13 protein-coding genes and 1 pseudogene are annotated in these 24,825 nt (G+C 33.8%); 3 read left to right on the top strand and 11 right to left on the bottom strand.

Annotated elements, in window-relative coordinates:
* Positions 1 to 34: 34 nt before the first annotated feature.
* Entirely contained in the window at positions 35 to 988 is a 954-nt protein-coding gene (locus SAGCYANO_RS19845; protein ID WP_202221643.1) for a calcium-binding protein, read from the bottom strand.
* 2,024 nt (positions 989 to 3,012) lie between these two features.
* Positions 3,013 to 4,710: a methyltransferase domain-containing protein gene (locus SAGCYANO_RS19840; protein ID WP_202221642.1), complete on the bottom strand. Its 1,698-nt coding sequence runs from the start codon at positions 4,708 to 4,710 to the stop codon at positions 3,013 to 3,015.
* 3,933 nt (positions 4,711 to 8,643) lie between these two features.
* Here SAGCYANO_RS19840 and SAGCYANO_RS19835 point away from each other — a divergent pair.
* Complete coding sequence (locus tag SAGCYANO_RS19835; RefSeq protein ID WP_237396399.1) at positions 8,644 to 12,909, top strand: class I SAM-dependent methyltransferase; 4,266 nt, start codon at positions 8,644 to 8,646, stop codon at positions 12,907 to 12,909.
* Entirely contained in the window at positions 12,869 to 14,845 is a 1,977-nt protein-coding gene (locus SAGCYANO_RS19830) for a glycosyltransferase (RefSeq protein ID WP_255502622.1), read from the top strand. The genes SAGCYANO_RS19835 and SAGCYANO_RS19830 overlap by 41 nt, the downstream gene beginning before the upstream one ends.
* Before the next feature lie 1,840 nt (positions 14,846 to 16,685).
* Here SAGCYANO_RS19830 and SAGCYANO_RS19825 read toward each other — a convergent pair.
* The 7 genes from SAGCYANO_RS19825 to SAGCYANO_RS19810 form a co-directional block, all read right to left on the bottom strand.
* Complete coding sequence (locus tag SAGCYANO_RS19825; protein ID WP_202221640.1) at positions 16,686 to 17,252, bottom strand: hypothetical protein; 567 nt, start codon at positions 17,250 to 17,252, stop codon at positions 16,686 to 16,688.
* A 523-nt stretch (positions 17,253 to 17,775) separates the two neighbouring features.
* Positions 17,776 to 18,084 carry a hypothetical protein gene (locus SAGCYANO_RS19820; protein ID WP_202221639.1) on the bottom strand — a complete coding sequence of 103 codons (309 nt, stop codon included), beginning with the start codon at positions 18,082 to 18,084 and terminating at the stop codon, positions 17,776 to 17,778.
* Between the two features lie 261 nt (positions 18,085 to 18,345).
* Positions 18,346 to 18,468 (bottom strand): hypothetical protein, encoded by a 123-nt coding sequence (locus SAGCYANO_RS47825; RefSeq protein ID WP_255502620.1) that lies wholly within the window; start codon positions 18,466 to 18,468, stop codon positions 18,346 to 18,348.
* Between the two features lie 261 nt (positions 18,469 to 18,729).
* Positions 18,730 to 18,852, bottom strand: coding sequence for a hypothetical protein (locus tag SAGCYANO_RS47820; protein WP_255502621.1), 123 nt, complete (start codon positions 18,850 to 18,852; stop codon positions 18,730 to 18,732).
* A gap of 262 nt (positions 18,853 to 19,114) precedes the next feature.
* On the bottom strand, positions 19,115 to 19,237 hold the full coding sequence (locus SAGCYANO_RS47815) for a hypothetical protein (protein ID WP_255502620.1): 123 nt from the start codon (positions 19,235 to 19,237) through the stop codon (positions 19,115 to 19,117).
* Between the two features lie 559 nt (positions 19,238 to 19,796).
* Positions 19,797 to 20,141: a hypothetical protein gene (locus SAGCYANO_RS19815; protein ID WP_202221638.1), complete on the bottom strand. Its 345-nt coding sequence runs from the start codon at positions 20,139 to 20,141 to the stop codon at positions 19,797 to 19,799.
* A 1,101-nt stretch (positions 20,142 to 21,242) separates the two neighbouring features.
* Complete coding sequence (locus SAGCYANO_RS19810; RefSeq protein ID WP_202221637.1) at positions 21,243 to 21,503, bottom strand: hypothetical protein; 261 nt, start codon at positions 21,501 to 21,503, stop codon at positions 21,243 to 21,245.
* A gap of 636 nt (positions 21,504 to 22,139) precedes the next feature.
* On the opposite strand from SAGCYANO_RS19810, the pseudogene ltrA reads away from it, so the two are divergent.
* A pseudogene (ltrA, locus tag SAGCYANO_RS19805) lies at positions 22,140 to 24,153 on the top strand (group II intron reverse transcriptase/maturase).
* Here the strand turns inward: ltrA and SAGCYANO_RS19800 are convergent.
* Together SAGCYANO_RS19800 and SAGCYANO_RS45055 are read right to left on the bottom strand one after the other, a co-directional pair.
* Positions 24,145 to 24,498 (bottom strand): dynamin family protein, encoded by a 354-nt coding sequence (locus SAGCYANO_RS19800; protein ID WP_202221636.1) that lies wholly within the window; start codon positions 24,496 to 24,498, stop codon positions 24,145 to 24,147. The pseudogene ltrA and the gene SAGCYANO_RS19800 sit on opposite strands and share 9 nt — an antisense overlap.
* A 102-nt stretch (positions 24,499 to 24,600) precedes the next feature.
* A partial coding sequence (locus tag SAGCYANO_RS45055) for a transposase (RefSeq protein ID WP_237396398.1) occupies positions 24,601 to 24,825 on the bottom strand: 225 nt, incomplete at its 5' end.

The following is a 24,825-nucleotide window of genomic DNA, read 5'->3' as shown; positions in this document are numbered from 1 at the left end:
AAAAATGAGGTTGTGATTTATTTTTAACCACGCCTCATTTTTTTTCTGGATTATTTTCTGTTTTGACTTCTTTTTCTTCTTGATTTTTAGTTTTACTCTCAGTTTTGTCTTGAGTAGAAACCTGTTTCTGAAGCAATGGTATTTGATTATCAATTAAACTCAAAAATGTAGTACCAAAATGTTGAATTTCTAGAAAACTAGCATCAGCAGCAGCAGGTTTATAAATTTTAAAAGTCCGCATAATTCCTAATGTAGCAGCGCTTTCTAACGGACCAATAAAGCTAGTATCTCGGTCTAAAAAATAAGGTTTACTAGCCCATTCTTTCATTTGTTCGGCATTTAAAAAATAACAACCAGAGTGGGGATTAAGAGTTCTATGAAAGGCAATTACCTTTTCCATGATTTTTCCCTTAAGCTGATATTGCTCTCGAATATTTTGAAATTTAGCTGTTATTTCTGGTTTTAAATCTCCATCTATATAAGCTTTGGGAACAGCTCCTAAGGGAGAAATTTCATAACGATTTGGTTGAAGTAAATTACCATTTCCTGTGTGGTGATTAAACCAGTTTAATTTCACAAATAGCCATGGGTCGTGCAATATTAAATCATCTTCTAAGTAACAATAATAATCATATTTCCCAAGACATGATTTCATTACTTCCTGACATTCAAAACCTAGTAACATAGGTTCTACGTTAGTGCTATGATGCATCAGAAAATCTGAGGACAAAGGAATTTGAGATAATAAATGAAAACCTTTAGTAGTACAAACAATAATATCAATATCATGGCTATGGCTTTGATTGGCAGGAATTGCTTGATATCTACTAATATCAATTATGTACTGAGATTTGGCATATAAGGCACGCAATGCAGTTAAACAGGTTGTTAAGGCTATGCGCCGTGTTTGCGGGTCTTTTCGTAAAGAACCATGTTTTCCGCTACCTTCAGGGTTAAAGAAATGAGCAATGGTAAATAATATTCGCATTTTTGGAATAGGGAATAGAGAATAGGAAATAGCAAACTGTAAAAGAGTTTTAGGATAAATGTCCTAACAAATTTTTGTAGCGCTATAGATTAAGAAATAGGGAGTAGGGAGTAGGAAAATCTACTAATACTAACTTTTTTGGCAGCTCAACTACTTATTCAAAAATCATACGTCACTTCAATTATAATTTATCGGGACTTTGATATTTTTAGGCTAAAAATGGTTTCAAACTCAACATTAGCAAGAAAAATACGTTGCCCTGGCTAAAAATGGCTCAAAGTTAGATATATCAATAAATAGACTATTTTGACGTTAAGGAATGACACAGCAAGAGTTTAACACTATTTTTAAGACATTTTTGCTAAAGTCCCCAATAAAATATGCTAGTTTTTCATGTGACAATTGCTGTATTTAATTCTATAATAAATTCTATATTATAAGTAGATTTAGTTTGCTTCTCTGTAGGAGTATCAATGGGTTTAATATCATATCCACTTATATCATTTGTGTAAACCCAATCGTGAATATATACAGGAAATTTAAGTTTTTCGGATCTTCTAGTTTTTAACTATCATCTTTTAGCAGCTCTGGATTCAAAATTCCGGGTTTCTATAAATAGGGAATAGGGAATAGGGAATAGGGAATAGGGAATAGGGAGTAGAAAAATATACTAATACTAACTTTTTGGCAGCTCAACTACTTATTCAAAAATCATACGTCACTTCAATTATAATTTATCGGGACTTTGATATTTTTAGGCTAAAAATGGTTTCAAACTCAACATTAGCAAGAAAAATACGTTGCCCTGGCTAAAAATGGCTCAAAGTTAGATATATCAATAAATAGACTATTTTGACGTTAAGGAATGACACAGCAAGAGTTTAACACTATTTTTAAGACATTTTTTGCTAAAGTCCCCAATAAAATATGCTAGTTTTTCATGTGACAATTGCTGTATTTAATTCTATAATAAATTCTATATTATAAGTAGATTTAGTTTGCTTATCTGTAGAAGTATCAATGGCTTTAATATCATATCCACTTATATCGTTTGTGTAAACCCAAGGGTGAATATATACAGGAAATTTAAGTTTTTCGGCTCTTCTAGTTTTTAACTATCATCTTTTAGCAGCTCTGGATTCAAAATTCCGGGTTTCTATAAATAGGGAATAGGGAATAGGGAATAGGGAATAGGGAATAGAAAAATATACTAATACTAACTTTTTTGGCAGCTCAACTACTTATTCAAAAATCATACGTCACTTCAATTATAATTTATCGGGACTTTGATATTTTTTAGGCTAAAAATGGTTTCAAACTCAACATTAGCAAGAAAAATACGTTGCCCTGGCTAAAAATGGCTCAAAGTTAGATATATCAATAAATAGACTATTTTGACGTTAAGGAATGACACAGCAAGAGTTTAACACTATTTTTAAGACATTTTTTGCTAAAGTCCCCAATAAAATATGCTAGTTTTTTCATGTGACAATTGCTGTATTTAATTCTATAATAAATTCTATATTATAAGTAGATTTAGTTTGCTTATCTGTAGAAGTATCAATGGCTTTAATATCATATCCACTTATATCGTTTGTGTAAACCCAAGGGTGAATATATACAGGAAATTTAAGTTTTTCGGCTCTTCTAGTTTTTAACTATCATCTTTTACCAGCTCTGGATTAAAAATCCCGGCTTCTATAAACCTGATAGTTTAGGAGGGGTTAAAATTCCCTTCTCAACGTCATTTCAGTTATTAGTTATCAGTTATCAGTACCTCTGCAATAAGGAGGCTTAAAATCTGAAATATTCTCTTCTCTTGGTCGATTAGATATGGCGAGGAGACCTCGCCATCTCTCGACCGCTTTTTTATCCCCTTAAAAGGGAAGGCTTTAAACCAGAATTTTTCGGTAAAAAAAAATGTTTCGGTGCGCTACATGTTTGCGCAGCATTCCGCAGGAAAACGCGAAGCGGAACGGAGTTCTATCCTACTGATTGCTGAGTGCTGAGTGCTGACCGCTTATTTAATCATCAAATAATTCTGGAACACGACTTTTTAACTCTTTATTTAAACGCGGTAATTCATCTCGCATTTGCAGATACCAATCACGGCGCTGACGATAATTTTGACAAAGTAAACGATTATTTTTTACCCAATCATAAGCGTTAATTGCTATTCTTTTTCTGAGATTTTCATCAGTTATTAGTTGTCTAAATTTTCTGGCAAAATCTGAAACAGAATGATAAATTAAACCAGTTTTACCATCAATAATTGAATATTGATAAACTATTGGACTAGCAAGCACAGCTACTCCATAACCTGCACATTCAACAAATTTTAAGTCAGATTTCATTTGATTAATTTGGTTGTCATTTAAAGGTAATAAACTAAGGTCACAACTACCAAGAATCTCTAGATACTTATCATAATTACAAAATGGATAAAATTCTTTATTGGCTGTATTTAAACTTTCAAAAAATAACTTATCGTGGATGACTTTGAACCTAATTTTATCTTGATAATCTGACAATACTTGATTGATTATTGGCATAATTTCTTTCCAGTCTGCTTCCCTGTTGACAGCTCCGAAAAATATGGTAAGATATTTATTATGGGAAAGTGTGCGCTCATATAGGGGTACTATTCTAGCCAGTTGATTGTGAAAAACTACAACGTTGGGGTTATATTGGCGTAAAAAATTAGCTAGGGATGGGGTAGAAGTTTGTACACAGTGACAGCCACGATAGCTAAGATAATTATTTTCAGCATATTCAGGACGACGTAACGGATTATCATCAATTTCAGCCACAATCAAATAATCCTTTTCCAGCAAAGACTTAAGTTTATGAAAGTCAGACGGATAATTTAAAATTGTGCGTTGCCAGATAAACACCTTTTCTTCTTGAGGCAACCCTATATTTAAGTCAGCAGTTTTCGCAGCAGAAAAAGTTCTCACCCCAGGAATAGTAGCGCTAAAGCGGTCGGGTTCCAAAACTCTGACAGTACCACAAACTTTCGGGTCCATAATTATCGTTTGAATTAATAATCTCCGGGGAGGAATAGGGGATTTGGTAGCGCGTGCAATGAAATATTCAGCAGCGGTCTGAGTAGCAAACTTTTTTGAGTCCAAACCCAAAGCATAAACCAGACCTTCAGTTACTTGGAGAAACTGTTGAAACTCCTCTCCTTTTTCACCACGAGTTTGTATTTCATATACTTGTAAACCTGCATTAGCGAAACATGACTTGAGACTTTCCAGAGTAAACCAATGACGAATTATTTCCGAATTTTCCCAACCACCCTTAAGCAAATTAAAAATTCTGCGCCAATGCTGTACATTTTGTACAATAGCCAAAACTTGACCATTATTTTTTAACCAACTTTGATGATATTTCAAAACTGCAGTCGGGTGAGCGATCGCCATTAAATCTAAACCATAAATCAGACAGTCTACTGTTTCTGGTTGGATATTTAGAGTAGAAATATTTTGTTGTAAATTTCCTACTACAATTTTATCTACTTGTAAGACAGAATTTTTAGCAAAGTCTGGATTAGATTCAATGGCAATATAATAACAGTGAGGATTAATCTGTTTATATTGAGAAGCTATTGTGCCATTACCACAGCCAAATTCGATAATAAGTTTAGCATCAGCGGGTATAAATTTTAGAAGTTCTTGGTGAATGGAATTTTCTGAAGAATTAAATCTAGTCTGAGTCATTTTCTTTAATTTAAGCTGCTCAAAATAATACCATTTCTTAAAAACTTTTCAATAAGAAGGAAGAAGGAAGAAGGAAGAAGGAAGAAGGAGAAAAATCTGGCATTGTCTGAGTTTCTAGCTTTTGATATATCAAATACAGTAATGGGGACTGCTATATATTTTATATTTTATCTATGACTCCTACTGAGACAAAAAGTAAGTCACCCTCCGAAATTTATCTACAGAAAATCAACTTCTCAAAAACTTTTCAATAATCAGGAAGAAGGAAGAAGGAAGAAGGAGAAAAATCTGGCATTGTCTGAGTTTCTAGCTTTTGATATATCAAATACAGTAATGGGGACTGCTATATATTTTATATTTTATCTATGACTCCTACTGAGACAAAAAAGTAAGTCACCCTCCGAAATTTATCTACAGAAAATCAACTTCTCAAAAACTTTTCAATAATCAGGAAGAAGGAAGAAGGAAGAAGGAGAAAAATCTGGCATTGTCTGAGTTTCTAGCTTTTGATATATCAAATACAGTAATGGGGACTGCTATATATTTTATATTTTATCTATGACTCCTACTGAGACAAAAAGTAAGTCACCCTCCGAAATTTATCTACAGAAAATCAACTTCTCAAAAACTTTTCAATAATCAGGAAGAAGGAATAAGGAAGAAGGAGAAAAATCTGGCATTGTCTGAGTTTTTAGCTTTTGATATATCAAATACAGTAATGGGGACTGCTATATATTTTATATTTTATCTATGACTCCTACTGAGACAAAAAAGTAAGTCACCCTCCGAAATTTATCTACAGAAAATCAACAACAAAGCCCAACCATCTACCATAATCTATATAAGAGTATATTTTTGAATTTTTCGAGATTTTTCTAAAGTCAAAAATAGGGATAGTCATTTCAGTTATCAGTTATCAGTTATCAGTTATCAGTTATCAGTTGTCACAGATATTGTTATGAGAGTGCAAGTCAGATATATATATTTAACCCATGATTTTCACCGAGGGATAAAAAATTAATTACTCTCCGACGTTTAAATTCTGAGAGAACTCAACTTTTAACCAGAAAAAATTTGAGTGGGAATAAGATATCTTCAACTTCACCGAAGAAAATTAATCACAAATTCCAAGCACTCTCTATACATGTATATATGTAGAGCAGTATATTTGCAAATTTGGTGATATTTTGATTTTTTCTACAGTCAAGAGTCAGATGACAGATATATTTAAACCCTAGCTCTCACCAAGAGAAAAAAATCAATTACCCTCCGAAAGTAATCTAGAGAAAATCAACAATTCACAGCCATTACAATTCTGAGAGAACTCAACTTTTAACCAGAAAAAATTTGAGTGGGAATAAGATATCTTCAACTTCACCGAAGAAAATTAATCACAAATTCCAAGCACTCTCTATACATGTATATATGTAGAGCAGTATATTTGTAAATTTGGCGATATTTTGATTTTTTCTACAGTCAAGAGTCAGATGACAGATATATTTAAACCCTAGCTCTCACCAAGAGAAAAATCAATTACCCTCCGAAAGTAATCTAGAGAAAATCAACAATTCACAGCCATTACAATTCTGAGAGAACTCAACTTTTAACCAGAAAAAATTTGAGTGGGAATAAGATATCTTCAACTTCACCGAAGAAAATTAATCACAAATTCCAAGCACTCTCTATACATGTATATATGTAGAGCAGTATATTTGTAAATTTGGCGATATTTTGATTTTTTCTACAGTCAAGAGTCAGATGACAGATATATTTAAACCCTAGCTCTCACCAAGAGAAAAAAATCAATTACCCTCCGAAAGTAATCTAGAGAAAATCAACAATTCACAGCCATTACAATTCTGAGATAACTCAACTTTTAACCAGAAAAAATTTGAGTGGGAATAAGATATCTTCAACTTCACCGAAGAAAATTAATCACAAATTCCAAGCACTCTCTATAAATCTATGATATGTAGAGCAGTATATTTGTAAATTTGGCGATATTTTGATTTTTTCTACAGTCAAAAGTCAGATGAGACATCTATTAAAACCCTAGCTCTCGCCAAGAGAAAAAAATCAATTACCCTCCGAAAGTAATCTAGAGAAAATCAACAATTCACAGCCATTCAAATTCTGAGAGAACTCAACTTTTAACCAGAAAAAATTTGAGTGGGAATGAGATATTTTCAGCTCTACCGAAGAAAATTAATAACAAAGTCCAAGCACTCTCTATACATCTATATACATCTATATATACAGATCAGTATATTTTGGAATTTTGCAAGATTTTTCTAAAGTCAAAAACAGGGATAGTCACAGATATTGTTAGGAGAGTACCAGTCAGATATATACATTTAACCCATGACTCTCACCGAGAAATAAAAAAATCAATTACCCTCCGAAAGTAATCTAGAGAAAATCAACAACTCACAGTCATTCAAATTCTGAGAGAACCCAACTTTTAACCAGAAAAATGTGAGTAGGAATGAGATACTTTCAACACCACTAAAGAAAATTAACTACCAAATCTAAGTACTCTCTATACATCTATATATTATATATTGGAAAATTTGGCGATATTTTGATTTTTTCTACAGTCAAGAGTCAGATGACAGATATATTTAAACCCTAACTCTCACCAAGGAGCAAAAAAATCAATTACCCTCCGAAAGTAATCTAGAGAAAATCAACAACTCACAGTCATTCAAATTCTGAGAGAACCCAACTTTTAACCCGAAAAATGTGAGTAGGAATGAGATACTTTCAACACCACTAAAGAAAATTAACTACCAAATCTAAGTAATCTCTATACATCTATATATATATTGGAAAATTTGGCGATATTTTGATTTTTTCTACAGTCAAGAGTCAGACGACAGATATATTTAAACCCTAACTCTCACCAAGGAGCAAAAAAAAATCAATTATCCTCCGAAAGTAATCTAGATAAAATCAACAACTCACAGTCATTCAAATTCTGAGAGAACCCAACTTTTAACCCGAAAAATGTGAGTAGGAATGAGATACTTTCAACACCACTAAAGAAAATTAACTACCAAATCTAAGTAATCTCTATACATCTATATATGTAGAGCAGTATATTTGTAAATTTGGCGATATTTTGATTTTTTCTACAGTCAAAAGTCAGGTGAGGTATATATTTAAACTCTGACTCTCACAGAGAAAAAAAATAAGTTACCCTCCGAAAGTAATCTAGAGAAAATCAACAATTCACAGCCATTCAAATTCTGAGAGAACTCAACTTTTAACCAGAAAAATTTGAGTGGGAATGAGATATTTTCAGCTCTACCGAAGAAAATTAATAACAAAGTCCAAGCACTCTCTATACATCTATATATACAGAGCAGTATATTTTGGAATTTTGCAAGATTTTTCTAAAGTCAAAAACAGGGATAGTCACAGATATTGTTAGGAGAGTACCAGTCAGATATATGCATTTAACCCATGACTCTCACCGAGAAATAAAAAAATCAATTACCCTCCGAAAGTAATCTAGAGAAAATCAACAACTCACAGTCATTCAAATTCTGAGAGAACCCAACTTTTAACCAGAAAAAATTGAGTGGGAATGAAATATTTTCAGTTCTACTAGAGAAAATTAACAACAACACCCAACCACCTCCCATATATCTATATATAGAGTAGTAGATTTGGAAATTTGGCGAGATTTTTCTTTTTTCTACAGTCAAAAGTTAGGTGACATATATATTTAAACCCTAACTCTCACAGAGACAAAAAAATCAATTACCCTCGGAAAATAATGTGGATATACTTAGTTGCTCTCATACAAGTAAAATGATGAGAACTTCTTCTATATAACTCCTCTTTTACTGAGACAGATAGATAAGCGATCGCTTATTTATATATAGATAGTCAAATCTGTTAGACTTAACCAATATAAATATTAAGACAATGAACAAACCTAGATACAAACAGATGATGAAATGCAAAATATGTGAGTCTATTTCTTTAAAATTTGCTGAAGCTCATATCCTCAACAAAAAATATAAAATCGATTACTTTCAATGTCAAAACTGCAACTTTATCCAAACAGAATATCCTTACTGGTTAAGTGAAGCTTATTCTCAAGCGATCGCCTCTAGTGATGAGGGTTTAATCTTTAGAAATTTGATGTTATCTCAAATTACAAAGAATATTATTGATCGACTGTTTGACTCAGAGAAAAAATTCCTCGACTTCGGTGGAGGATATGGTTTATTTGTGAGATTGATGCGCGATATTAAATACAAGTTTTATTGGCAAGACAAATACTGTGAAAATCTATTTGCCCAAAACTTTAAAGCTACTCCAAACCAAAAATATGAGTTAGTTACTGCTTTTGAGTTACTAGAACATTTAGTTAATCCTATTTCTGATATTCGAGAAATTTTAAATTACTCCCAAAATATTCTTTTCAGCACAGAAATATTACCGTCAAACAATCCTAAACCTAATCAGTGGTGGTACTACGCTACGGATGAAGGTCAGCACATATCTATATATACAGTTAAATCTCTCCAAATTATTGCTCAGAAATTTCACCTCAATTTTTATACTAACTACTCATCACTCCATTTATTAACGGAGAAAAAAATCTCTCCAGCTTTTTGTGAAGCACTCTTAAAATATGATGCGGAAAATCTCCGAAAAATTCTTAGACAAAATCGGGATTATCTCAAAACATTCGAGATAATTTTAGGCAAGGAAGAAGGAGGAGGCAAGAAGGAAGAAGTAAATTATTTCAACACCCCAAAATCTACGCGAAAATCTGAACAACTTTCAGATAAAGGTCAATTTTTACACAAGGGAAAAGCAGCAGGTATAAATCAAGAAGAAATTTCTCTCAACCTCCCAACATCTACCCAAAAATATCAACTACTTTCAGATGAAACTGCATTTTTTCAGCCACAAGAAGGAGAAGGGATAAATCAAGAACTAAATCCTCTCAACATCCCAACATCTACTCAAAAATATCAACTACTTTCAGATGAAACTGAATTTTTTCAGTCACAAGAAGGAGGAGGGATAAATCAAGAATTAAATCCTCTCAACATCCCAACATCTACTCAAAAATCTCAAGAACTTTCAGATAAAGGTCAATTTTTACACCAGGGAAAAGCAGCAGGTATAAATCAAGAACTAAATTCTCTTAATCTCCCAAAATCTACCCCAAAATCTCAAGCATTTTCAGATGAAACTGCATTTTTTCAGCTACAAGAAGGAGGAGGGATAAATCAAGAACTAAATTCTCTCAATTTCCCAAAATCTACTCCAAAATCTCAAGCATTTTCAGATGAAACTCAATTTTTTCAGCCACAAGAAGGAGGAGGAATAAATCAAGAACTAAATTCTCTCAATTTCCCAAAATCTACCCCAAAATTTCAAGCACTTTCAGATGAAACTGCATTTTTTCAGCCACAAGAAGGAGGAGGAATAAATCAAGAACTAAATTCTCTCAATTTCCCAACATCTACCCCAAAATTTCAAGCACTTTCAGATGAAACTGCATTTTTTCAGCCACAAGAAGGAGGAGGGATAAATCAAGAACTAAATTCTCTCAATTTCCCAACATCTACCCAAACATCTCAACAACTCTCAGATGAAACTCAATTTTTACAGCCACAAGAAGGAGGAGGGATAAATCAAGGAGTAAATTCTTCTAATATCCCAACATCTACTCCAAAATCTCAAGCATTTTCAGATGAAACTCAATTTTTTCAGCCACAAGAAGGAGGAGGGATAAATCAAGAACTAAATCTTCTCAACATCCCAACATCTACTCAAAAATCTCAAGAACTTTCAGATAAAGGTCAATTTTTTCAGTCACAAGAAGGAGGAGGGATAAATCAAGAATTAAATCCTCTCAACATCCCAACATCTACTCAAAAATCTCAAGAACTTTCAGATAAAGGTCAATTTTTTCAGTCACAAGAAGGAGGAGGGATAAATCAAGAATTAAATCCTCTCAACATCCCAACATCTACTCAAAAATCTCAAGAACTTTCAGATAAAGGTCAATTTTTACACCAGGGAAAAGCAGGAGGGATAAATCAAGAACTAAATTCTCTCAATTTCCCAAAATCTACCCCAAAATCTCAAGCATTTTCAGATGAAACTGCATTTTTTCAGCTACAAGAAGGAGGAGGGATAAATCAAGAACTAAATTCTCTCAATTTCCCAACATCTACTCCAAAATCTCAAGCATTTTCAGATGAAACTCAATTTTTTCAGCCACAAGAAGGAGGAGGAATAAATCAAGAACTAAATTCTCTCAATTTCCCAACATCTACCCCAAAATCTCAAGCACTTTCAGATGAAACTGCATTTTTTCAGCCACAAGAAGGAGGAGGAATAAATCAAGAACTAAATTCTCTCAATTTCCCAACATCTACCCCAAAATCTCAAGCACTTTCAGATGAAACTGCATTTTTTCAGCCACAAGAAGGAGGAGGGATAAATCAAGAACTAAATTCTCTCAACATCCCAACATCTACTCAAAAATCTCAAGAACTTTCAGATAAAGGTCAATTTTTACACCAGGGAAAAGCAGCAGGTATAAATCAAGAACTAAATTCTCTTAATCTCCCAAAATCTACCCCAAAATCTCAAGCATTTTCAGATGAAACTGCATTTTTTCAGCCACAAGAAGGAGGAGGAATAAATCAAGAACTAAATTCTCTCAATTTCCCAAAATCTACCCCAAAATTTCAAGCACTTTCAGATGAAACTGCATTTTTTCAGCCACAAGAAGGAGAAGGGATAAATCAAGAACTAAATCTTCTCAACATCCCAACATCTACTCAAAAATCTCAAGAACTTTCAGATAAAGGTCAATTTTTTCAGCCACAAGAAGGAGGAGGGATAAATCAAGAACTAAATCTTCTCAACATCCCAACATCTACTCCAAAATCTCAACAACTCTCAGATGAAACTCAATTTTTACAGCAACAAAAACTAGGAGGGATAAATCAAGGAGTAAATTCTTCTAATATCCCAAAATCTACTCCAAAATCTCAACAACTCTCAGATGAAACTGAATTTTTTCAGCCACAAGAAGGAGGAGGGATAAATCAAGGAGTAAATTCTTCTAATATCCCAAAATCTACTCCAAAATCTCAACAACTCTCAGATGAAACTCAATTTTTTCAGCCACAAGAAGGAGGAGGGATAAATCAAGAAGTAAATTCTTTCAACATCCCAACATCTACCCAAAAATCCGAACAACTCTCAGACAAAACTGAATTCTTGCACCAGGGAAAAGGAGAAAAGATAAATCAAGAAGAAATTTCTATCAATCTCTCAATATCTACCCAAAAATCTGAACAACTCTCAGACAAAACTGAATTTTTACACCAGGGAAAAGGAGAAAGGATAAATCAAGAAGTAAATTCTCTTAACATCCCAAAATCTACTCAAAAATCTCAACAACTCTCAGACAAAACTAAATTTTTTCAACAACAAGAAACAGCAGTGATAAGGAAAGAAGAAATGTCTCCAAAACCAGAAAAATTTACAGATATCAACGAACTTTTATCAACTCCAACAACTCCTCAAAAATTGGGAATTAATATTGCAGGTTTTGTCAAAGGAGAATTAGGAATAGGAGAAGGAGTAAGAGCAACACTTCGAGCAGTAGAAACCACAAACATTCCCTTTGTTATCAACAACATTATCAGCACTCCCCATAGAAACTCCGACCAAACCTACCAAAATTTTACCCAAGAAAATCCACATCCAATCAACCTATTTCAAGTCAACGCCAATGAAGTCAAAACCTTTCTCAAAAAACCAACTCTCAAACAATATTTCACCAATAAATATAACATCGGTTTTTGGGCGTGGGAACTTCCGAAATTTCCTCCAGAATGGATAACAGCATTTACGCCATTTCACGAGATTTGGACTTACAGTAATTATTGTGCCGAATCTATCTCAATGGTGTCATCTATTCCTGTAATAAAAATGATGCCCAGCATTTCTCTACCAATTCCAAAAATTAGTAGAAAAGAACTAGGTTTACCAACAGAAAAATTTATCTTTCTATTTATCTTTGACTTTTTAGTCGTCTCGAACGAAAAAATCCACTCGCCACCATCGCTGCATTTAAAAAGCATTCGGAAACTCAAACCCAGATGTTTTGTTCCTGATAAAATCATCCAATTCTCAAAAATTTCCTAGAGATAAATCACGGCTAATAAATAGTATCGGAGACTTCCCAAATATTAAACATATAGATGGATATTTATCCAAAGAAAAAATCAATGCCTTGCTTTACCATTGCAATTGTTATGTATCTCTACATCGCGCCGAAGGCTTTGGTTTAACAATGGCAGAAGCAATGTTTTATGGCAAACCAGTTATTGCCACAGGCTATTCATCAAATACTGAATTTATGAATGTGGGAAATAGCTTTTTAGTCGAATATGAAAAAGTAGCGATCGCTGATAATTACGGACCATATAAACAAGGAGATATTTGGGCAAATCCTAACATCGAACATTGCGCCAATTTGATGAAATATGTGTTTAATAATTCTGACCAAGCTCAAAAAATTGGATTAAAAGCTGCTGAAGATATTAAGTCATTACTCAGCCCAGAAACTATGGGTAAAAAAATCAAGACTCGCCTCGAATATATTGCTCAAGTCACGGAAAACTTTACTAATATTCCAGCCACAAAATTATTTCAGTCTTCTCCAAGTAAGAAATTTCCACTTGTTAGTATTTGTATCCCTACTTACAACGGAGAAAATTTTATCAGAGCTGCAATTAATAGTGCCCTTTCCCAAACTTACTCCAACCTAGAAATTATAATTTCTGATGATAATTCCACCGACAAAACCCTGGAAATAGCAAAATCATTAAAATCGGAAAATCCACAAATAGAATTTCGGATTATTTGCCATCAAAATTATGGCTTAGTGGGAAATTTAAACTTCTGTATTTCCCAAGCCAGAGGTAAATATATTAAATTCTTGTTCCAGGATGACTTGCTCGAAAAAAGCTGTATTGAAGAACTTGTCAAAATAGCAGAAAAAGATTCAGAAATAGGTTTAGTATTTTCTCGCCGTCGCGTAATTTTAGAACCTGGTGCAGAAAATAATTCTACTTGTGTAGCTGCTTATCGTGGTACTCAAGATTTACACAAAGATTGGTCAAATTTGAAAACTATTCAGTCAGGAAAATATTTATTATTAGACCCTAATTTAATGAAATATCGCCTGAATAAAATTGGGGAACCAACAACAGTATTAATTCCTAAAACTGTCTTTGAAAAAATCGGACTTTTTGACTCTAGTTTGACTCAAGTATTAGATATAGATATGTGGTTGAGGATTATGGGAAATTATAAAATTGGATTTGTGGATAAGCCTTTATCTCAACTTCGTATTCATCCCCGCCAACAAACTCAAATTAATCTTACTTCTGGGAAAAATCCTCAAGATTATCAAAGGTTTTATCAGAAAATATTGGAGAATCCTGTTTATAGTTTTTTAGCTCCAGAAGTGAAGGAAACTGCTAGAAAAAAATTAGGTTTTTTGCTCAAGCAAGAATTTTCTCAACTGCCAAATTTGGTGGAACAATATCGTCGCTTTCCTGCTAATGAGTCGGTTTTAAATAATCTCCGTAAATTACGTCGTCAACTCGCTGAAAAGTTGTTAGGTTTATCAAATGAACAGTTGAAATATTTTTATCAAGCTGAAATAGGTCAAATTTATAAACTTCTGCTCAATAGTGGGATAAAAAATGAAGTTTTAACTGCTTCTGAAAAAGAGTTTGTTGTTAATCTACAGAACAATTTTTCCGCAAAAAATCTCTGGCAACATATTTTAGTATTTCTGCTTTATCGCTTTGCTTTTCAGTTACCAATAAATTACCGTCAAGCTGTTTTGCCAAAATGGATTTTTACTGATTTTCTGAATTTTATATTTGCTAGACCTCTAAATTTTCAGGAAGTTGGAGAATTGGAAAAGTATTGTGAGTATGTCAAAGATTTAATTGTGTATTTGAAAGGGAATGTTGTTAGTAATAGTAGCTCCGCAGTTAGACAAAGTATTGCTGCTTTTCTTGCCGACGATCTTGATTTAAATGTTTTGTCTTGTTGTGATTTTTAACTTCCGAATATAGCAATCAGGAATCAGATGTGAGAATTGAGGTTTCCTTTAAAGCATAGAATATAGCAGTTTTCTGATTCTTATGTATTCGTTTCTTCCCTCCATACCTATTCCCTATTCCCTCCATACCTAGAACAAAAGTCTCCAATATCTCACAACTAAAATCATATTGCTATATTTGGCAAAATGTTTTGGAAGTGAGGGAATTTTTTTAGAGTTTAATGGGTATCAACTTGATTATTCCTTTCCCGCAAAAACATAAGCATTAAGCTAGCTCACAGTCAGTTTTTAGCTGTTTCATCAATAATGAAGATACATTGCTAAGGTCAAGGTTAGTTTTTTTCCAATACTTTGAATTCTCTTTAAATCTCTCAATACTAATTCCTGCTATAAAGGCAATGAATTAATAGCTGATAACTGATAGCTGAATGCTTATATAAAAACAGGCGATCGCTGTAGCGATACGGAGCATTATCGCTCTAAAATTCATCTGGGAATATTACTCTATAAATTCAGTCTTCAACAAGATACTTTTATCGAATAATTAAGGTTTAAAACCTCTCCTTTAAAGGAGAAACAAGCAAAAATTTTCCTTTGAGTCAATCCTCTTCTTTTCAAGGAAAGGTAATTATTAATTATTAATTATTAATTGTTAATTATTAATTGTTAATTGTTATTTCAATCCTCGAAAATTTAGATAGACATAACTTTGAAATAGTGTTATATTATTTTTCAATAACAAATGATATTCTGGGCTATTTATGTCAAAAATAGATATACAGCGGATTCCACCTTGGTGAAGTACACCCGTCGCGGACAAGATACCCGCACTGGGAACATTTAATTGTTAATATCTGTACTTCATATAACTGGAATCTGTTGTATGTATATTTATCTTTCTAGAAAACCTTTGAAAAATCCCTAGTGGTGTACAAGTAGTGATTTTTGCAGTTAAGCTCCTTATCAGTGAAAGGTAAGCATTTCGGTCCGAATGCGGAGCTAACAGTGGTCAGCTATTAGCTATCAGCTATTGATGATTAGAGGAAGTAATATCAAATCCGCTCGGGTTAGGTATAAAAAATTTTTCATCCGAGCGCGCAAATGTACAAATCTTTCCCGCATTCTCTTCCCTCCTGACTCCTGACTCCTGATGACTGACTCCTGACTCCTGATGACTGACTCCTAGATTAACTATCTAATTATACCGATGCTACCGGATATAAATTTGGATAGAGTTAAAACTTACTATCAAATTACGCAACTTTTAAGCTTATAAAGAATTATTCATTATTTACTGAATGCGAGTGCATCCCGCAGGAAAGTGCTGACTGCTAAGAGCTAAATGCTTAAGGTAAAAGGAGCTTATTTATGAAGATAGCTAAATCTACAGGACTACCAAAAAATCCATCTAAATCTGTAAATAATATCTGTGTTTAAGAGCTGATTTATAAAGTAAATATTAAGAGGCTGAATTTCCCGCTATACTTAGGTTTGGCAAATTATCGTCCTGTAGACCTCAAATTCCTGAAAGCTAGGTGATGTAGGACTTTTAACTAAGTTTATAAATCAGCTCTAAGACCAATTTTAAAAAAGAATGTTACGAATAGTAAGAGGGATAAAAAAACTTTACAGGAGATGTCCCTTTGACAAAAAAGATAATTTACGCCCTAAAAAATGGTATGAAAGCCATTCCCATACGACTCCTGACACCTGACTCCTGACTCCTAAGAAATACCCTAGCTATTTGTAGCAAACATTTATCAATTTGGTATAAGACGACCAAAAAATTAAATTACCAAATCAATCTCTCATGACTGATTCTGATTATAGTCAAGCTCGGTCATCTGCTATACAACTTTTCTTCAGCTTTAGCTGCAATTTCTCTTAATTTTTCACCAGTAAAATTCAAATCTTGTTGAAGATTATCAATTAATTGATTAAGCTGATTTTCTCTTTCTTTAGTTTCTATATTCTTGAGAATAGGCAAGATAATTATAGAAGCTAAAGCAGTGGTTAAAACTTCTTGTTTCAACACTAACGAAATGAATCCTAATTGTACTAGCAAGTGGAGAAACCCAAAAATTATTAGAATTACACATATCCCTATTCCTCCCATAACAGATAAGATGATTGAAGGATTATTAAAAGATATACAACTGCTTGAGTGTAATGTATCTAAGGTAGTGCGAAACTGCTCATAAAGAGAAGGCTTTTCGCGGTTTAATTTTCGTAACCAAGCACCATTAAAATGATTACTGTTTGACCATTTTTCTACTTCATTTTTAATCACAGTATTAACAAAAGCAGAATTTAAACTACCATTACTTTTAACTTGGCGACGAATATTAGTTTCCAAAATATCCATAAAAGTTTGCCACTGAGAAGTAAATTCTGATTCCCAATTCATTTTAATACCTCCGCTTTTATTTAAATAATTATCTGTTTGAGGATACATATAAAGCAAGCATTCAACCGTCAGCTAATTTAGGGTTTGCTGAAAAAGTATTATGGTTGAGGGTAGAATTCATAATTCATAATTTAGAGGAGTTAGGAGGAAGAAGTATCCCTTTATTTTTCTATCCTTATCTACTCAAAACCCTGATTTTTTTAGCTCCCTATATCAAAAACCTTAGATATTTTTCAACTCTAAAAAGGCTCAAATATTTACATATAATACCAATTTGATAAATGTTTGCTACAAATAGTTAGGCTATTTCTTAGGAGTCAGTCCTCAGGAGTCAGGAGTCAGAATTAATTGCTTAAATACCAGTTTTTAGGTCGTAAATTCTCTTTTTCGTCAAAGAGACATTTCCTGCAAAATCTTTTTATCGCACTTATTATTCGTAACATTCTTTTTCAAATTGGTATAAAAGCTTTGCAAGTTAATTAGCAAGCTCTAATTTATTTATTTATTCTATTTGAAAAATGAATTAGTATTGAGAGATTGAGCAAGAATTAAAAGTTACATTAAAAGCAAAAATATCAGCTAATCTTGGCAACCTATATTCATTTTTGTTGTTGGCGATCGCAACATTCCGTAAGATAAAGTTTACCGCTAATAACTGAATGCCGATTATATAATAAATAACATCTATTCTGTGCAGTTTTTTTTGTTCGTCACTACTGATTAAAATGTTCTTTCTTTTAGCAGACATTTCTTGAATTTCTTCAGGAGTAAAATGTTTGCCAGAAGTAACTACACTAACTTGATTAAAAATTTTGATTAACTCTTCTCCCACTCAATCTAAAACCCCACTTTAATCTCCATAAAAGTTTACCACTTCATTCGCAAAATCTGATTTCCAAATCATTTTCATACCTCCACTTTTCTTTGAATAACGAGCTGTTTGAGGAGAAAGATTCCCAAATCAAACCCATTGTGTGCAGCTTTTTTTTTCTGATTGATTAGCCATGAAAATCTTCTTTTATTTCAATAAATATCTGTTTTAGCAGACAAATTAATCAAATCAAATCCATTGTGTACAGCTTCTTTTTCCTTACTAATTAGCCATGAAAATGTTCTTTCTTTTAGCAGACATTTCTTGAATTTCTTCAGGAGTAAAATGTTTGCCAGAAGTAACTACACTAACTTGATTAAAAATTTTGATTAACTCTTCTCCCACTCAATCTAAAACCCCACTTTAATCTCCATAAAAGTTTACCACTTCATTAGCAAAATCTGATTTCCAAATCATTTTCATACCTCCACTTTTCTTTGAATAACGAGCTGTTTGAGGAGAAAGATTCCCAAATCAAACCCATTGTGTGCAGCTTTTTTTTCCTGATTGATTAGCCATGAAAATCTTCTTTTATTTCAATAAATATCTGTTTTAGCAGACAAATTAATCAAATCAAATCCATTGTGTACAGCTTATTTTTCCTTACTAATTAGCCATAAAAATGTTCTTTCTTTGAACATACATTTCTTGAATGTATTCAGGAGTAAAATGTTTGCCAGAAGTAACTACACTAACTTGATTAAAAATTTTGATTAACTCTTCTCCCACTCAATCTAAAACCCCACTTTAATCTCCATAAAAGTTTACCACTTCATTAGCAAAATCTGATTTCCAAATCATTTTCATACCTCCACTTTTCTTTGAATAACGAGCTGTTTGAGGAGAAAGATTCCCAAATCAAACCCATTGTGTGCAGCTTTTTTTTTTCTGATTGATTAGCCATGAAAATCTTCTTTTATTTCAATAAATATCTGTTTTAGCAGACAAATTAATCAAATCAAATCCATTGTGTACAGCTTCTTTTTCCTTACTAATTAGCCATGAAAATGTTCTTTCTTTTAGCAGACATTTCTTGAATTTCTTCAGGAGTAAAATGTTTGCCAGAAGTAACTACACTAACTTGATTAAAAATTTTGATTAACTCTTCTCCCACTCAATCTAAAACCCCACTTTAATCTCCATAAAAGTTTACCACTTCATTAGCAAAATCTGATTTCCAAATCATTTTCATACCTCCACTTTTCTTTGAATAACGAGCTGTTTGAGGAGAAAGATTCCCAAATCAAACCCATTGTGTGCAGCTTTTTTTTCCTGATTGATTAGCCATGAAAATCTTCTTTTATTTCAATAAATATCTGTTTTAGCAGACAAATTAATCAAATCAAATCCATTGTGTACAGCTTATTTTTCCTTACTAATTAGCCATAAAAATGTTCTTTCTTTGAACATACATTTCTTGAATGTATTCAGGAGTAAGATGTTTGCCAGAAGTAACCATACTAACTTCATTAAAAAGTTTGATTAACTCTTCTCCCACTAAATCTAAACGAGACTTTTCTATATTTATACTATTGCTTCCTTCTTGCTTGAGCTTGATAATTTACTCTTGTTGTTCGTGAATCCCATCTATTTGCTCTTGTAGATTATTTGTCAGTTTTGAAGCCAATTTTTCAAACTCTTCCTCAATAGCTTGATAAAATTCATTCCGTTTTTCAAACACTACTTCCCGCATACTTTCCGGAATTTTTTCCCCAAGTTTTTAGTATTTCTCTTTTAAAAGCATCTTTTTGAAGTTTGATAAAAACCCCTTCAGCAAATAAGGCAATGAACAATATTGCTAGAGGATTATAAATAGCCAACACATCAACCACAACAATTAATAGAACTATTTCCTGAAGACGTCTGCCAAGAAAACTTAACCAGTCTCCCTTACCCATCAGAGCACCTGTAACTTGACTAACATCAAGAGTGAGTCCACCCAGTATAGCTTGAATAATTTTCTGAGCTTTTTTCTTTTCCGGAATAAAAGCTTCTTCTGCTTTTCCAAAGGTAAACAATCTTTTAATTTTATCGATTTTAAGTTGAAAATCAGATAATTGATTATCTAGTTTTTTTGCATTTCATGTATGTCTTCCTCAATTAAAATTGGGATTCGTGTTTCCCACTGTTTCAGCTTAAATTCTATGTACGGTGTACAAGCTTCTTTAATATGATTTCTGATTTTTGTTTTAGATTTTTCCCGAAACGTACTTAAAAGAATATCTTTGATGTTAGAAAGTGGTTTAATATCTATTAATTTGCGGGAGTCTTGTTGCCAAGTTTCTTTAATTTATTGAGTATATCCTATTAAATCATCCAGAAGTTTTTCCTTAATCTTGTCACGGTAAAAAAGATAGTTTGTTCAATATCTCTTTTATCCTTTTCTAATTCCAATAGTTGTTCCTCTGCTTGCTTGCGTCGCTCTTCTAACTCGTTAAGAGGTTGGTCTAAAGTCAGCTTTTCTTGATTAATTTGTTCGCGAGAATTAGAAACAATTAAACTTAATAATTCTACAGTCGAGTCAAAAGTAGCTGTAACTTTTTCCGGACTTGCTAAAAACTTTTCTAATTCTTCCTCTAGCTCAAGAACTCCAGATGAATTTAAAACAGCTTTATCTGCTATACCTGTGCGTACCTCTAGCGCTCCTAAAGCATTAACAAAGAAAACTCGACGGTCGTAAAAATCTCTATCAAAATCACCTTCTCGATCGATATAATAATCTTCAAAGAAATTTTTGTTCTTCTTTTACCTTATCAACCGTTTCTTGTCCTTGTTCTTTAGCTCGGTCAATAAAACTAACAACAATAAAAACATTATTGACCGGACCTGGTTGAAAATAGCATTCAAAAAAATCTTTTTCATCTTCACCTAAAAGCTTATCAGCTCTCAGAACAAATATGATAGCTTGTGACTGTTTAAAAAATTACCGAATAATTAAGGTTTAAAGCCTCTCCTATAAAGGATAAACAAGAAAAATTTTTCCTTTGAGTCAATCCTCTCCTTGAAAAGAAGAGGTAATTGTTAATTGTTAATTATTAATTATTAATTGTTGAAGTGCCATTTTTGTTCGAGCTGCATCTTCTTTTAACCCTGGTGAATCTATTAATATTACCGAAAAATTAAGGTATAAAGCCTCTCCATTCATGGAGAAAAAAGAAAAAAATTCTTTGATCCAATCCTCTTAATTTATAAGAAGAGGTAATTCTAAATTCTAAATTATAAATTCTAAATTCTAAATTCTTGAACCCATTATTACAGAGACGATTATGACGTTCTATTTGAGCATATTCAATCTTACTAAATCTCTCAACATAACCTGCCTGAGCTATATTTTCCTCATCCTCATCTCTAAGTTTAAAATACTCGTTGAAGTCTTTCATGCTGAAAATATCAGGATAATCTTGACCAGACTTATATATAGCTGTGCGACTCGTTGGCCACTAAACCAGGAAACTGGGTATAAATGGCCGTTCCAAGTCAATCTACATGAGGACACCCTCGACTTGTGAATAACTCTTATTACCTTGGTGGTGAAATTCCATCCGCCCTGTTGTTGGGTTGAAAGCATAGACCACGGAGTAGAGACTGAACATCAATCTCCGAAGCTGGTTTAAAAGCGGGACAATACCAGTTACCAGGAACGATACCGCAAGCAAAGGTTGACAAGTGGACGAACAGAAAGGTAATGAAACTCTCGTGAAATCAAACCATCCCAAAGGTAGCTATGGGATGTAGGACATAATCAGAGGGTCTATGGATATAAATATTACTGACGTTTATATCAGCAACCATGCTGAACCCTCCGGGAGATTTTACCCCACTAAATCAGTCGTAATAAAGGAATAAGGGAACGAGGAAACCTCTCTAAGACACCTAAGAATATAGGTCGAGAACTTAGGAAGCCATTCAAGGTCAATCTACGCAAAGGACGTAGGTCTTAGGGAGAGTAGGATTGGGTAAAAAGCAATAATGCAGACTTATCCACTGTTAGGCGTAATGTAAAGTAACAACTAGCTATGAATAAAGCTAAAACACTAAAAAGAAAACTAGGAAACCCTAAACCATTTCTTGAGTGCGTCTTACATTCTGAGGAGACCTCAGAATTACGCACTCGCTTTTTAAGCGTGGCATGGGATACAAGCGATACACCTAATCAAGCTAGTGTCAATCCTAATCTTAAATGGAAAGATATTAACTGGAAAAAGGTGGAAAAGTATGTATTTAAGTTGCAAAAGTTAATTTACAGAGCATCCATGAGTGGCGAAATCCGCAAGATGCGCAAATACCAAAGACTTCTGAAAAAAAGCTATTACGCTAGGTTGCTAGCTTTCCGGCGCGTGACACAGGATAACCAGGGACGAAAAACTGCTGGAGTAGATGGTATTAAAAATCTACCTCCCATGCAGCGACTTAACTTAGTTGACTTATTAAGGTCTCGTTATCTAAAAGCAAGTCCCACCCGTAGAGTCTGGATACCAAAACCAGGAAAGGATGAAAAACGCCCGTTAGGCATACCTACTATGTATGATAGAGCGTTACAAGCACTGGTTAAATTGGGTATGGAACCAGAGTGGGAGGCACGTTTTGAACCTAATAGCTATGGTTTTAGGCCAGGACGGTCAACACAAGATGCTATTGGAGCTATTTATGCCAGCATCCACCTAAAGCCAAAATATGTGCTAGATGCTGATATATCCAAGTGCTTTGACCAAATTAACCATGATAAGCTACTAGGAAAAATTGGAAAATCTCCTTACAGACGATTAATTAAACAATGGTTAAAGTCTGGAGTGTTTGACAATAATCAATTCCTAAAATCTGTGGAAGGTACACCACAGGGAGGGGTTATATCACCTCTACTAGCAAATATCGCCTTACACGGTATGGAAGAAAGGCTGATGGAATTTGTCGAAAAACTTCCGTTTAGATACCCATCTGGGAAGATAATGGGAAAAAGAGACAGAAGAAACAGTCTCAACCTAATACGCTATGAGTCTCGACTTTGTCATCCTACACGAAGACATTAAAGTAGTGTTAAAAGCTAAAGCCGTAATACAGGAATGGTTAAACCAGGTAGGATTAGAACTAAAACTAGAATTGACCAAAATTGTCCACACCTTGGAAGAGTATGAAGGTAACAAACCCGGATTCGACTTTCTAGGATTTAATGTTAGACAATATGAGGCCAAGTCAACCAAACAAGGATTTAAAACGCTGATTAAACCATCTCCCAAGAGTATAAAAACCCACTACCGGGAACTGGCGGTTATATGTGATAAATACAAAACCGCTCCTACGCAAGTCTTAATAACTAAGCTAAATCCGGTAATTATAGGATGGGCTAAATACTTCTCCACTCAAGTTAGTAAAGAGGTATTCAGTAAAATAGATAGCCTCTTATGGAAAAGACTGTGGAGATGGGCAAGTAGAAGGCATCCAAATAAGTCGGCTAAATGGGTAAGGCAAAAGTATTTTCCCTCGATTGGGACAAGAAATTGGGTTCTTAACGATGGCGAATATATACTAAACCTACACTCGGATGTACCTATTGTAAGGCACATTAAGGTGAAAGGTAATAAATCCCCTTATGACGGTGACTGGACTTATTGGAGTAGCAGAATCGGTAAACACCCAGGGGTGAGGAAAGAAGTCACAACGCTGTTAAAACGGCAAAAGAATAAATGCGCATCTTGTGGACTAACCTTTAGGCCAAATGACCTAATTGAAGTTGACCATATAATTCCAAGGTCTAAAGGTGGTGACAACACATACAAAAATAAGCAACTGTTGCACCGACATTGCCACGATACTAAAACTGCCCTAGATAAAAAGACATACACACAACCGAAGTTACAGGACTTACCTGAAGGTTATTTATGGGTTGATGATATGTTGATATTAAGACAGGGATGTACCCATGAAAAGGGGCGTTTAAGAGAGGAGCCGTGTGAGGTGAAAGTCTCACGCACGGTTCTGAAGACGAGCAGGCTCTATAAAGGAGTAATCTGGAAATGGGCTTGCTTAGTTTAACACCTCATCACTATTCCCATACACTATTTTTGTAATAATTGCGGTACAAGGAAGAAAATCTGATGGCAATACTTCTTCCCCTAACATGGCATTCAGCAGAGTACTTTTACCATTCTTAAACTCACCAAGAACAAGCACATTAAAAATTCCTTGTTCAATTTCATTAGCCCTTTGAACTAAAATATTCGCATCTCCAGAACAACCCAAACCCGGTATTATAGTTACACCAGTTTCTAAAGTTATAGACTGTTCATTTCTTTCTCCAATTAGAACAGAAATATCTCTTAAAGCAGAAGTAATTTTGTCACTTTTTTCCCTAGCTAAATTAAATGCACTATTGTTCATTTTAGCCTCCTAGATATTAGCGATTTGACATACTCCCGGCATCAAATCACAGATTATGATCGGGATTCTCATCATTGATGATTCTACGCTCACAGAGACAACTTAAATTAGCCTACTAATCCAGAGGTCGGACTCTCCCGTAGCTTTTGGGTCTCCCCAGATTCCGTTAGCGCAGCTCCCTCTGTAAGAGGCGTGCCCCTCGGTACTGTTGACTATTGCTCCCAACATTTCTAACCCTTTAGCTAAAATGTTCCTTGCTGCATTGTGGTCTCTATCAGCAATATAGCCACAATGGGGACATCTGTGGGTTCTAACTGATAATGACTT

The sequence above is a fragment of the Okeania sp. KiyG1 genome (assembly GCF_014132355.1).
Taxonomy (GTDB): Bacteria; Cyanobacteriota; Cyanobacteriia; order Cyanobacteriales; family Microcoleaceae; genus Okeania.
This window is presented reverse-complemented; position numbering and strand designations above follow the sequence as displayed.

What these genes read in the sequence shown, in the direction of transcription:
- SAGCYANO_RS19835 (WP_237396399.1), top strand. Translation starts at nt 8,644, where the DNA reads ATGAACAAACCTAGATACAAACAGATGATGAAATGCAAAATATGTGAG.
- SAGCYANO_RS19840 (WP_202221642.1), bottom strand. Translation starts at nt 4,710, where the DNA reads ATGACTCAGACTAGATTTAATTCTTCAGAAAATTCCATTCACCAAGAA.
- SAGCYANO_RS19825 (WP_202221640.1), bottom strand. Translation starts at nt 17,252, where the DNA reads ATGAATTGGGAATCAGAATTTACTTCTCAGTGGCAAACTTTTATGGAT.
- SAGCYANO_RS19810 (WP_202221637.1), bottom strand. Translation starts at nt 21,503, where the DNA reads ATGAAAGACTTCAACGAGTATTTTAAACTTAGAGATGAGGATGAGGAA.
- SAGCYANO_RS19845 (WP_202221643.1), bottom strand. Translation starts at nt 988, where the DNA reads ATGCGAATATTATTTACCATTGCTCATTTCTTTAACCCTGAAGGTAGC.
- SAGCYANO_RS19800 (WP_202221636.1), bottom strand. Translation starts at nt 24,498, where the DNA reads ATGAACAATAGTGCATTTAATTTAGCTAGGGAAAAAAGTGACAAAATT.